The 11,590-nt window shown below is 59.2% G+C and carries 13 protein-coding genes; 5 read left to right on the top strand and 8 right to left on the bottom strand.

Going from position 1 to position 11,590, the window contains the following annotated elements:
* Positions 1–4: 4 nt before the first annotated feature.
* On the bottom strand, positions 5–772 hold the full coding sequence (locus MWU39_RS08900; RefSeq protein ID WP_247159635.1) for a 16S rRNA (uracil(1498)-N(3))-methyltransferase: 768 nt from the start codon (positions 770–772) through the stop codon (positions 5–7).
* Between the two features lie 40 nt (positions 773–812).
* On the opposite strand from MWU39_RS08900, the gene MWU39_RS08895 reads away from it, so the two are divergent.
* Complete coding sequence (locus tag MWU39_RS08895) at positions 813–1,196, top strand: hypothetical protein (protein ID WP_247159634.1); 384 nt, start codon at positions 813–815, stop codon at positions 1,194–1,196.
* Positions 1,193–2,095, top strand: a complete 903-nt coding sequence (ubiA, locus tag MWU39_RS08890) for a 4-hydroxybenzoate octaprenyltransferase (protein ID WP_247159633.1) — start codon at positions 1,193–1,195, stop codon at positions 2,093–2,095. The genes MWU39_RS08895 and ubiA overlap by 4 nt, the downstream gene beginning before the upstream one ends.
* Before the next feature lie 164 nt (positions 2,096–2,259).
* Here the strand turns inward: ubiA and MWU39_RS08885 are convergent, their stop codons facing one another.
* Complete coding sequence (locus tag MWU39_RS08885) at positions 2,260–2,652, bottom strand: VOC family protein (protein ID WP_247159632.1); 393 nt, start codon at positions 2,650–2,652, stop codon at positions 2,260–2,262.
* Between the two features lie 101 nt (positions 2,653–2,753).
* Here MWU39_RS08885 and soxR point away from each other — a divergent pair, with 101 nt between their 5' ends.
* Entirely contained in the window at positions 2,754–3,209 is a 456-nt protein-coding gene (gene soxR / locus MWU39_RS08880; protein WP_247159631.1) for a redox-sensitive transcriptional activator SoxR, read from the top strand.
* On the opposite strand, the gene MWU39_RS08875 is transcribed toward soxR, so the two are convergent.
* The 4 genes from MWU39_RS08875 to MWU39_RS08860 form a co-directional block, all read right to left on the bottom strand.
* Positions 3,206–3,748 carry a histidine phosphatase family protein gene (locus MWU39_RS08875; protein ID WP_247159630.1) on the bottom strand — a complete coding sequence of 181 codons (543 nt, stop codon included), beginning with the start codon at positions 3,746–3,748 and terminating at the stop codon, positions 3,206–3,208. The genes soxR and MWU39_RS08875 overlap by 4 nt on opposite strands.
* 187 nt (positions 3,749–3,935) lie before the next feature.
* Positions 3,936–4,793, bottom strand: coding sequence for a sterol desaturase family protein (locus MWU39_RS08870; protein ID WP_247159629.1), 858 nt, complete (start codon positions 4,791–4,793; stop codon positions 3,936–3,938).
* 105 nt (positions 4,794–4,898) lie between these two features.
* On the bottom strand, positions 4,899–5,981 hold the full coding sequence (locus MWU39_RS08865) for a helix-turn-helix domain-containing protein (protein WP_247159628.1): 1,083 nt from the start codon (positions 5,979–5,981) through the stop codon (positions 4,899–4,901).
* The gene (locus MWU39_RS08860; protein WP_247160351.1) at positions 5,978–8,644 is read right to left on the bottom strand and encodes an ATP-dependent DNA helicase; all 2,667 of its coding nucleotides are present in this window, start codon (positions 8,642–8,644) and stop codon (positions 5,978–5,980) included. Before MWU39_RS08860 ends, MWU39_RS08865 begins: the two co-directional genes overlap by 4 nt.
* A 218-nt stretch (positions 8,645–8,862) precedes the next feature.
* Here MWU39_RS08860 and MWU39_RS08855 point away from each other — a divergent pair, with 218 nt between their 5' ends.
* Together MWU39_RS08855 and MWU39_RS08850 are read left to right on the top strand one after the other, a co-directional pair.
* Positions 8,863–9,270 (top strand): nuclear transport factor 2 family protein, encoded by a 408-nt coding sequence (locus tag MWU39_RS08855; RefSeq protein WP_247159627.1) that lies wholly within the window; start codon positions 8,863–8,865, stop codon positions 9,268–9,270.
* Between the two features lie 64 nt (positions 9,271–9,334).
* Positions 9,335–9,955 (top strand): TM2 domain-containing protein, encoded by a 621-nt coding sequence (locus MWU39_RS08850; RefSeq protein WP_247159626.1) that lies wholly within the window; start codon positions 9,335–9,337, stop codon positions 9,953–9,955.
* A gap of 91 nt (positions 9,956–10,046) precedes the next feature.
* Here the strand turns inward: MWU39_RS08850 and MWU39_RS08845 are convergent, their stop codons facing one another.
* Together MWU39_RS08845 and MWU39_RS08840 are read right to left on the bottom strand one after the other, a co-directional pair.
* Positions 10,047–11,138 (bottom strand): transporter, encoded by a 1,092-nt coding sequence (locus tag MWU39_RS08845; protein ID WP_247159625.1) that lies wholly within the window; start codon positions 11,136–11,138, stop codon positions 10,047–10,049.
* Between the two features lie 29 nt (positions 11,139–11,167).
* Positions 11,168–11,542, bottom strand: coding sequence for a hypothetical protein (locus tag MWU39_RS08840; protein WP_247159624.1), 375 nt, complete (start codon positions 11,540–11,542; stop codon positions 11,168–11,170).
* Positions 11,543–11,590: the final 48 nt, after the last annotated feature.

Below are 11,590 nucleotides of genomic sequence, written 5' to 3'. Positions count from 1 at the left end.
GAAGTCATTCTTCCTCGTCCGCTTGACCGAGCCAGTCTCCGGCTTCGGCCATCCAGACGGATAGGGCCGCAATCGCGGCGGTTTCTCCGCGCAGGATACGCGGACCGAGCGATATGGGTTTGGCGGATGGGTGAGCGCGAATGGCCTCTCGCTCGGCATCGTCAAATCCGCCTTCGGGTCCGATCAGGATCGCGGCTGGGCCTTCGTGATAGCAAAACGCGTCTGCCACCGGCTCGCCGCCCAATTCATCGGCAAAGAACAGCGCGCGTTCCGTAGGCCAATCGCGCAGCATCGCGTCGAGCTTTTGCGGTTCGCCGATTTCGGGAAGCGCGGTGCGGACGCATTGCTCGGCGGCTTCGGTCGTCAGAGTGCGGGCGCGATCAAGGTTCAGCTTATCGGCGACACAGCGGCGCGTGATAACCGGTTGAATGCGCGCGGTGCCCAGCTCGGTGGCCTTTTCCAGCACCATATCGAACCGGTCTTTCTTTAGAAGCGCGGGGCACAGCCACAGGTCCGGCACGCTTTCACGCTCACGCAAGTGCTCTACCACGGTCACATCGACGCGGCGCTTGTCCACTTGGCCGACACGGGCCGCCCATTCGCCGGTGATGTTGTCGCATAGGATCACGGCATCGCCTTCGCGCACCCGCATCACTTTGCCTAGATAGTGCGCGTGTCCGCCATCGAGCGCAAAGGTGCGGCCTTCGGCGAGTTCGTCTTCGACGAACAATCGCGGGGCGCTTCGGGGCGGCCAAGATGGTGTGGCTGACATGGGCTTTCCCCTAGGCGCGGCGGACGCTAGAGAGCAAGTCATGACAGCAAAAATGGCACAATACGGGATCGCGGCGGTGTTTCTGCTGCTTGGCGGATGGGCGCTGTTTGCGCCTGCCAACGTGATCGAACTGGCTGTGACGCCCGAATATCGGGACAGCACCTATCTTACGACCTTCACGATGGCGTGCTTCGGATCTCAGGCGGTCTTGTTCGGCATTATGGCACTGGTTCTGGAATGGCCTTCGCGAGCGTTTCTTGTTTTCGCTGCGGCGCTGCTGCCGTTCTTCTGGTTCAACTACCATTTCCACTATGTCGAGCCGGTTCTGACCTCGATCGGGATGCTCGATTTCGCCGGTAACATCACGATGCTGGTGCTGGCCTTGCTCGGCTGGCGCGCGGCGAAGCGCGATGAGGCCGTGTGACCGAAGAGATTGTTCCCGACACCGAGCACCGCGGGCTTGTTGAACGGTTGCCGCAATTGCCGCGCGATCTCGCGCAGCTGGCACGGTTTGACCGTCCGATTGGTTGGTGGCTGCTGTTCTGGCCCTGCGTATTCGGTGTGTGGCTGACGGGAGCGGGATGGCAATTGCCGCTACTCGGCTGGCTTTTGCTCGGCGCGATTGCCATGCGCGGGGCGGGGTGCGTGTATAACGATATCGTTGATGCCGACCTTGATAAGAAGGTTGCGCGCACCGCCGCGCGGCCAGTGGCGAGCGGGCGTATATCCAAGAAGCTCGCGTGGGGTTGGCTGCTTGCCTTGTGCCTCGTCGGGTTGGTCGTATTGCTGCAACTCCGGCTGGAAGCGCAGTTGGTCGCGCTGGCCAGCCTCGCCATGGTCGCAGCCTATCCGTTTATGAAGCGCATTACGTGGTGGCCGCAGGCGTGGCTGGGCATGGTGTTCAACTGGGGCGTGCTGGTCGGCTGGACGCAATTGCGCTGGGACAATTGGGATGTGCTCGCTTGCATCTATGCGGGCTGTATTTGCTGGGTGATTGGGTTCGATACGATTTACGCTCTGCAAGACCGTGAGGATGATGCGCTGGTCGGCATCAAATCCTCTGCGTTGCGTATGGGCGCAAAAGTTCACGCGGGCGTTGGCGGGTTTTACGCCGCGACCATCGGGTTGTGGGGGCTCGGCATCTGGCTCTACCGCCCCGATTGGCTGGCGCTAGTGGCGCTCCTTCCCGTCGCGCTACATTTGCTGTGGCAGGTCTCCACGCTTGATCCCGAAGACCCTGCGAACCCGCTTGAACGGTTCCGCTCAAACCGCTGGGCAGGCGGATTCATGGCGGCGGCGTGTTTCGTCGTCGGGAACGCCTGATTGGGTTTAAGTGCTTTAACGACCGTGGGCGGGCGAGCTGATAATCAGCCGTACAGACCAGCCATGGGTGAAGGGCAAACCGATCCAGAAAAGCCTTCTGTAGGGCCTCCGTTTCGCGCTCTTCGGCGCGGGTGCAAACATCGGCTCGCGCGGAATAATCTCGTTCATGACGCATCTCCGGAATAGCTGACGACTTCGAATTCGATCCCGTCCCAATCGAAAAAGTAGAACCTTTTGCCGGGATCATAGTCATCGTGGCCAAAGGGTTTCAGGCCCGCGGCGGCGACTACATTTTCGGCTTCGTTCAGATCATCAACGACAAACGCGACGTGATTGAGCGGCTGCCCTTTTGAATAGCCTCCCTTCACATGGTCGCCAGTATAAAGCGCAAGATATGTCTGTCCGTTTTCAGGATCGCCGACATGCAAGCTCCACCCGTATTTTTGACTTGGACCGCGCCAACGCTCTTCCCAGCCGAGCATTTGCTTGAACAGTTCCGCGCTACGCTCTGGCTGGGTAACGGAGATATTAGCGTGCTCTAGGGTGCCTTTGGGCATTGATGTGATCCTTTCAAATAGGCTGATCCGAATCAGCAGACTTGAGTATGATGCAATCTCAACCTAACTTGAGGTCAAGAAAATTTTGAAAGGTGTCAAACATGGCGCAGGCTCTACGCAAAACCGACTTGATCCCGATTGGCGAAATGGCACGCCGCACGGGCCTCTCAGTGTCCGCTATCCGGTTTTACGAGGACAAGAAATTGGTTGAGCCTGTGCGGACCGGCGGCAATCAGCGGCGCTTTCTGCGCTCGGACATTCGCCGGGTTAGCTTCATCCGCATCGCTCAGCAGCTTGGCCTGACGCTCGGCGAGATAGAGGCGGAATTTTCGAAATTGCCGCATGGCCGCACGCCGACCGCGCGCGATTGGCAGGGCATCAGCAAGGGTATTCGCGGTGTGCTGGATGCTAAAATCGCGGAGTTGCAAAGGACACGCGATGCTCTTGATGGATGTATCGGATGCGGGTGCCTAAGCCTGAAGAAATGCGCGATTTATAACGACAACGATCACTTGGCTGAGAAAGGTCCGGGGCCGCGACAATTGATTGCAGACTAAAACTCCGGTCCCAGATCAGGGTCCAGATCGCGCGGGCGGGCAAAGTGGACGAGCTTCGCACAGTAGTTTTTCAGATCCGCCCAGCTGTCGATATTGCATTCCAGAACGGCAAAGGTTGCTGTCGGGAATTTGACCGATGCCTCCTTGAATAGATCGTTCTCATGCGCCGGTGAAACTAGATCGAGCAACACTTCCTGCAGGCCGGGATTGTGGCCGGAGATTAGCACGGTGTTCGGTTCAGCATCGGCCCCGGCGGCATGTTCCTGAACCGCCTCTAAAATCGTGTCCGAAGCCGCCAGATACAGCCGCTTGTCATAGATAGGTTCAAGTTCGGGCAAGCCCGCTTCAAGAGTGGCCGAAACGCGCACGGCAGGGCTGGCGATCACGCTGTCCCATTTGATCCCGTGCTTACGGATATGATCACCGATCACGCGCGCGCCGCGCCTGCCGCGATCGTTCAGGCCGCGGTCGAAATCGCGCTGGGCGGTATCATCCCAATCGGATTTGGCGTGACGCAACAGTCCGAGGATTTTGGTCACCCGCTTGGCTCTCCGTTCTCATTAAACCACCAACGCACCATGCGCCGCGATGCCCCTACAGCACGACAATCACGGCTGTGTAAAGCAAATGCGGCAGTCTCATGACGCGCCCATCGGAGGCGTCAAAAAGACTGCCGCTTGGCCTGCGCGAGGAGTGCGCTGACCGCTGGGGACTGGTTAAAGGAGCCTACGCGCTTTCGGGCGCGGCGGTATCGGCAGGTTTCGCCGGGCGGCCAAACATGATCAGCGGCTTGGCGTTCTTGCGGAATTCTTCTTTGTAACGCGGATGCTCGGTGCCCATCATCTTGTCCCACCAGGTGAAATAGAACCCATAATTGTGGCCGGATGAATGGTGCAGATCATGGTGCGTCGTGGTGCTGATCCAGCTGGTGAGCGGATTGTCCACCCATCCAGCAGGGAACAGCTCGCTGCCCGCATGCGCCATCACATTGCGGATGATCTGATGCCAGAGGAAGAACAGGATTGCGTAACCGGCATAGGAGATACCAAGTTGGCTTGTGACCAGCAGGAACAACGGGACATAGGCGGCTTCTAGGAAGGCTTCGGTGCTGGCGAAGCTGTACGCAGTCCACGGTGTTGGCGTGCGCGATTTATGGTGATGCATATGAGTCGATTTGAACAACGCCTTTAAATGCATGCCGCGATGCAGCCAGTAGAAATAGGCATCATGCACCAAGACCATCAATGCGAACTGCCACGCGATTGTGAGCAGCGCAGGATTGTCGAGGTGGAAGTTGATCACACCCATCTCGCGCCCGATCAGGGTTGCGAGGGTGGTCACTGCAAAGACCAGAATGGTGCGGCCGGATGACAGAACTTCGCGTTTATAATCGGCGGCACCAGCTTTGCGCTTGCGCTGTATACGCCGGTTGGTCGCCCATGTGTTGAAGACCAGCAAGAATATTGTCAGCGCGCCCGCTGCGATCAGATAACGGCCACCGTCAAAATATATGACTTTCATGAAGTGCTCGCCCACCGTTTCAAAGGCGGTGGCAAAATTCACAGTCTGTTCGGGTGCCATCATGGCGCGTCTCCTAAGCGGTTGATATCCGCTGTATGAAGCAGGCTATCACAAACCTCTCCGCAGACCCGCAAAATCCGCATCAATTCCGAAAACGCACACGCTTTTTCAGTTTTGACCAGTGGCATCACCCCATACTTCTTCGCTGTCACTGAAGGATAAGCGTCTGAATTCACTAGGGGTTGTGCCGGTTTCGGTCCGAAATGCGCGGTTGAATGTCGGAAGCGAATTATACCCGAGATCCATCGCGATTGTGAGCACTGGCAGATCAACATCATCGGGATTCGATAGCTTTTCGCGCGCCTCGGCGATGCGATGACGGTTCAGGAAAGCGGAGAAATTGCGATAGCCCAGTCGCCTGTTGATCAAAGCGCGCAAACGGTGCTCAGGCGTGTCGAGATGATCGGCGAGGGCGGCGATGGACAGGCCGGTCTCCCGGTATGTCCCGTCTGCCATTGCGGCCTTCAACTTGTCGTGCAGCACGTGCTCCGATGGCGTCAGGTCAAGTGGCTGAGGCAATTCTTCGGGCGGAGAACCCTGCTCTTCCTCTGCCGGCAGCAATTCCGGCTGTGTTCGAAACAAAGCCATTGCCGAGAAAAACATCATAACGAGGATGATGACGGAGTTCAGAAGCGAAGCAGGAGGATAGGTGCTGTCGAAGTCTGTGACCATTTCAGCCAGTTCGGTGAGCAATATCTGCCCTGCTTGAGCAGCGACCAGTAATGGGAGCCATAGACGTACGATCCGGCGTTCTTCGACCAGATCATCTTCGCGTTCGAAGACGCCGATCCGGACAAGATCAACGATCAGGGCAAGCGCTACGAGGTGCAGAAAAACGAAACCTACAGAGCTCAGTACCGTCACGAAATTTGCCAGAAACCAGCCAAGGAACATTGCCGCGGCGGCGCCCAGCATGATCCTGCGTTCCGGTTCACGCTCAAACAACCGGCGGCCAAACAGCCAAATCCAGAACGGGGTCGATAGCGCCACGAAATCTACCAATGGATCAATCAGGGTTTCCGGCGTCATAAGCGGCGTCGAATTGAGCAGGTAGCCGATCACGCCAACGAGCATTCCGACAAGCGGCACTCGGATTGATAACCGCACTTCGCTGGCGACAACCATCGCAATCAGTGTGAGGCCGCCGCCGACGGCCAGCACGCGGACAAGAAAAACCCATTGCTCGATCATGGCACCCAATCTGGCGGTTCGAGGTCGGCATTTCCAGCGTTTTGGGCAGGTTCCACCATGCGTTCGCCGATTTCGCCGCTTTTGATGCGCTCCAATGCTTCGTCGAGAGTGACGCGGTGGATCGCGGTGCCTTCGGGAAATGCGCTGAGCAATCGGCTGGGGAAGGCGGAGGACAGCACGACGAAATGGCCGTGATCGTCCTTGTTGCGGATCAACCGTCCGAATGCCTGTGCGAGCCGCGCGCGGATTATCCGGTCATCATATTGCCCGCCAGCACCTGAGGCCGCGCGGCGCGCTTTGTGTAGAATGTCGGGCCGTGGCCATGGCACGGCTTCCAAGGCTACGCAGCGCAGCGAGCGACCCGGCACGTCCACTCCGTCACGCAAGGCATCGGTGCCGAGCAGGCTAGCGCGCGGATCGTCGCGGAAAATGTCTACCAGCGTGCCGGTGTCGATCGGGTCCACATGCTGCGCGTAAATGGGCAGGCCTTCGCGGGCCAAACGGTCTGCAATTCGGCCATGCACGGCGCGCATCCGGCGGATCGCGGTGAACAGGCCGAGCACGCCACCTTCGGATGCCTCGATGATACGCGCATAGGCTCCGGCGAGCCCCGGCAGATCGCCTTTCTTCACATCGGTGACGATCAAAACTTCGGCGCGGGCCGCATAGTCAAACGGGCTTTGCGCGGCGGACAGCAGAGGCTGCGTTTCGACATGCGCCGCGCCGGAACGATAGATGGCGCTTTCCCACGGGTCGCCAGCTTGCGAACCGATCCTGTCAGTCAAGGTGGCACTGGTCAGCATCACACCGTGGGCCGGTTCGAGCACGACCTTTGCGAATGGCTTCATCGGATCGAGCCAGCGGCGATGGATCGCGATATCGAACTCGCGCGCATCGGAGCGGTCAACCGCAAGCCAATCGACAAATTCAGGGTCCGCCGGTCCGCCGAGCCGTGCCAACAACGCTTCCCATGCGGCCAGCAAATCAATTCGCCATGCCAGTGAATGGCGCGCGCCTTCGATCCGATTGCGGCCCTGACCGTCCAGCCAATCGGGCGGGTCCGCCATCACCGCCTCCAGCCGTCCGCCCAGGCGGATCAGAGGAGTGCGGATCGCCGCGAGAGCTTCGGCAGCGCCGCCTGCGGCTTCGATCACGTCGCCCGGCAACCCGCCTGCTTCGGTTTCGATACCATAGCCTGCTTCCTGTCCGCCGCTTTCATCGCGGGCATATGTCGCGCCGCGCACTGCTGCGAGCAGAGTTTCGATGGGGCCGGAAGGTTCGCCTTCGACCAAGCGTTGCAACCAGCCTTCACCGGGCAATGCTGCGCCAGCCTCGCAGGCGGCTTCGATGGCTTCGCCGCCTTCATCATCATAACTTGCAACATCGGCGAGCCGCGCAGCAAGACCGCGCCTGCGGCCTCTGTTTTTGCGCTCCGGCCCCATGATCCAGCGGCGCAGTTCGATCGCTTCCTGCCCTGAAAGGGTAGCAGCAAAGGTCGAATCTGCCGCTTCGAAAACGTGGTGGCCTTCATCAAAGATCAGGCGGGTGGGGCGCTGTGCATGGTCGCGTCCGCGCGCTGCGTTGACCATTACGAGCGCATGATTGGCGATCACCAGATCGGCCTGCGCGCTGTCGCGTCCGGCGCGCTCGATAAAGCACTTTCGGTAATGCGGGCATCCAGCATAGATGCACTCGCCGCGTTGATCGGTCAGCGCCGCGATCCCGCGTTTGCGGAACAGGGTGCCGAGCCAGCCGGGCAAATCGCCGCCGATCATATCGCCATCGCGCGTAAAGGCTGCCCAGCGCGCCACCAGCTGCGCCAATATCGCGGGCCGTCCGGCAAAGCCGCCTTGCAGCGCGTCCTCCAGATTGAGCAGGCAGAGATAGTTCTCTCGGCCCTTTCGCACGACCACAGGCGGCGTGTTGTCAGGGCGCTTTGCAGGCCATGCGCGTTTGCTTTCGCTGCGCAGCTGACGTTGCAGGTTTTTGGTGAAGGTCGAAACCCAGACCGTGCCGCCCGATGCGCTCGCCCATAGCGAAGACGGCGCGAGATAACCCAGCGTCTTGCCGATACCCGTGCCAGCCTGCGCCAAGGCGACATGCGGCAATTCGCGCTTGTCACGCGGCACAAAGATACGCGCCGCGTCCTTCGCATATTCGCGTTGACCTTCGCGTTTTTCAGAGCCTTCGCCGGTCAGATGATCAAGCTGGGCAAGCACGTCCTCATCGGGCAATTCCACCTGTCGCGGCGAACCGCGTTCGGGCGTTTCTTCCCATTCCGGCAAAGTCGCGAACAACCACTTTTCGGCACGCTCCGGCTTGGCGATATGCGGTTTCAGGACTTGCGCCCAAGGCCAGCGCAGCCGCTCCATGCTTTGCAAAGTGCTCCACGCGCCTTGCCGTTCAAACCATTCGGGGTCTTCGCAGGCCGCAATCATTGCGCCTGCTGCGCGCTGCAGGAATGCGGGCACATGTTCGTCGCCCTTGGGCTCTTCCAGCTCCAGCGCCTGCGCCAAGCCTCGCGGTGTAGGCACGCAGAACCGGGCGGGATGGACGAAAGCGAACAGCTCCAGCAGGTCGAGACCCGAAAGATCGGGATAGCCGAGGCGGCTTGCCACCAAAGGAGCGTTCAGGATCAGAACCGGCGTGTCAGACGCTGCCATGATCGCGTCGCCCTTTGACACCGCTCCGGTGGAGCCCGTGGGCGAACGCAGCCAGTTGCCGCCATGATTGGCATGCAATGCGGGTAGCGGAACAGGCTCAGGCGAAGGAGGTGCAGGGGCGCTCACCGAATTAGGAATGCGCAAATGCACACCAAAAGTAAACGATTGCGCGCGATACTTTCGGGCAGAATTCTCAGATCATTTTTCAGGAGGGTGGGATGCGTTTCAAAGTGATGATGGTCGCCGCAGCAATGATGGCTGCTACCCCGAGTGCCGTGGCTCAGGAAAACACGCAAACACCTGCGGCTGCTCGCGCGGTTCAAGCACATGTCGATGCCTATCGTGCCCGTAACCTGGATCGTTATGTCCGCACTTTTGCCCCGAACGCAGTTGTCACAATGAACGGCGTCGTTCTCGCCAATGGTCACGAAGAAATCCGCGCGCTGTATCGTCTCAACTTTACAGAGGACGCTCCCAAAATCCGCATCGATGATAGCGGTATGACCGGCGATCGGGTTTATCTGTCGGTCGGGTATGTGTTTGCCAATGGAAGCGAGGAGTGTTGCTCCTATTCCGAATACACCGTCAGCGGCGGCAAGATTACCCGCCTCGATACGAACACCTGAGACGCTAAACCCGGTTTTAACGCCCACGAGATATAGCTTTCGACAAGATATTCAGGGGTTTGATATGAGTTTCGGTCGCAAAGGATTGGCACCGGGTGCAACAGCCGCTGCGCCAGCATTTGGAAAGGCGCAGGGCTTTGGCGGTGCAGCAGAACCGGTAGACGATGACATCGCGGCCAAGCGCGAGGCGTTCATTGCTTCAGAGAGGGCCCGCAAAAATCAGGCACCTGCTACGACAAGTTTTGATCCAACGGGTTCGAAAGCGCCGCGCTCGACCAAATTCGATCATCTAGCAGGCGGCAATCGGGCGGCGTCGCCATTGGCAGCGCGGATGGAAGGCGCAGAGCCAGCATCTTACAGCCCCCGGCCACGCAAGAAATTCACCGCTTTCGATGCAGCGTTTGGTGTTCCCGAAAAACGCAATGTCGCGATCGCATATCTCTTCTGGTTTGTCCTTGGCCAGATTTCCGCGCACCGGTTTTATTGCGGGGACAGGAAAGGTGCTGTCGCGCAGCTCACGACCTTTTTCATCTCTATCTTCGCGATGTTCTTTGCGCCGTTCATTGGCATGGTCGGTATGGTGATCTGGGTGTTCTGGATCATCGCGGACCTGTTTTTGATCCCCGATTTGCTGAAAAAGTACAAAGAACAGCATCGCAGCGATTTCAGCAGCGTTTTTGCCTGAGCCAAAATGGAAAGAGGGACAACGCACGCATTGCTGCGGCGCTGCCCCTCTCCTGCGACCCTAAAGCGGGGGGATGCCTTAGGGCGAGCCGTTAAAACGCTTTCTGAAGGCCAACCGTCAGAGTGTAATCGGTGGGCATTTGCGGGCCATTTAGATCCTGAACGATCGGCAGCCCGCCTTCGATCCCGAGACGCCAACCTTTGAGCGCGCCGCCGGTCGCAGCAAAGTTAACACCAGCCAGCGCGGTTACAGTTTCACCACCTTGGAAATCGGGATTGGCGGTTTGAACCGGGCCGACAATGGCCGGATCAATGCCGTCCACACGCCCTACAGTTTCCCCCTGAACACGAGCTGAAAGCGCGACGCCCGGCGTCAGCGATGCCTGAACCCAGGCTGTCGCCATGCCGCGATTGCCGAGCGAATAGCCTTCATCATTATCGCCGAGCTGCACTGTGCCTCTGATCTGCGCGCCCCAAGCGAAGCTGTCATTGCGATCCGAATAGGTGATGCCCGGCTCCAGATCGAACGTGCCCGACCCGATCTGCATCGGATATGGTGTGCGCACGGTCGGAGTGCCGCCCATCGGGGTGAGGATTTGCGCTTCCTCCGTGATCGCGCCTGTCGGGATCGAGATACCGGCATTGATATGCACCGTGTCTGTTAGGCCGATCAGCGCGGAGACTTTTGTATCGCCAATGTCCGCAGTCGTGGTGCGAAACTCGCTCAAGCGAGTGGTGCCCATGCCGCCTTGGAAAGTGATGTGGTCCATCTCTTTCGTGACGTAATTGCCCATCACCATCAGCGTCACCTGATCAGACAGGCCGTACATGATGCCCGCCATATGCATATCCATCCGCATGCTGGTCGGCACAATGCGAAGGGTGGGCGGTTGACCGGGCGCGCCGAAAAAGCGGTTTGGCACGGTTGTCGCGACCGTTTCGGGCGTCACATCGTCGGTTCCGATCTGGATACCCGCCATGTCCATATGCATCAGGCGGTAGCTGACCATCCATTCGCCCTGTTTGTGGCGGTGATCGCCCATCACGCCGATAGGCGCATGGCCCAGAGCGTTCACTTCGTAAGTATCGCCGTCTTCGTGGCCTTCATCGGCGACAGCGGGTGCGGCGCCGAAAACGGCACCAGTGACGGCGAGCAAACGGCCCGCCTTGAAAAACGTGTTCATTGTATTCTCCTGAAATCTGAATTGGGGTTTCAGATCAGGAGAGGCGGCCCCGTGGCTTCGTAAGCAGGGTAGGGCGGGCGCGTGGCAAGCGCGCGGATCGGCGCAGGCTGCGGCACTTCGCGCGGAGCAGTCGCAGCGGTGAACTGGGCGGGCTCTGGCGGTAAAGTCGGGCCACATGCCGAACAGCACGGTTTTGCAGTGTTGCTATCCGAATGCCCGCTGTGAGCGTCCTGGGGCGCGTTTTCGGGCGCGTCAGTGTGATGATTGTGGCTTTCACCCGCCGCATGAGCCTCAACCGGAGCCGCTTGCGCCATATCGAGACAGCACGGCGCGCCCAACACCGTGCGGACGGCAATTGCCATCAACATCAGGGTCAACAGAAAAGGGCGCTTGCTTTGATACACTGTCTCTTGCCTTAGCGCGTAGAATGGTCGCTGCAAGAGGTGGTTTCA

The sequence above is a fragment of the Erythrobacter sp. F6033 genome (assembly GCF_023016005.1).
Taxonomy (GTDB): domain Bacteria; phylum Pseudomonadota; class Alphaproteobacteria; order Sphingomonadales; family Sphingomonadaceae; genus Erythrobacter.
Note: the sequence above shows the minus strand (reverse complement) of the source record. Positions and strands in the feature narration are given on the sequence as shown.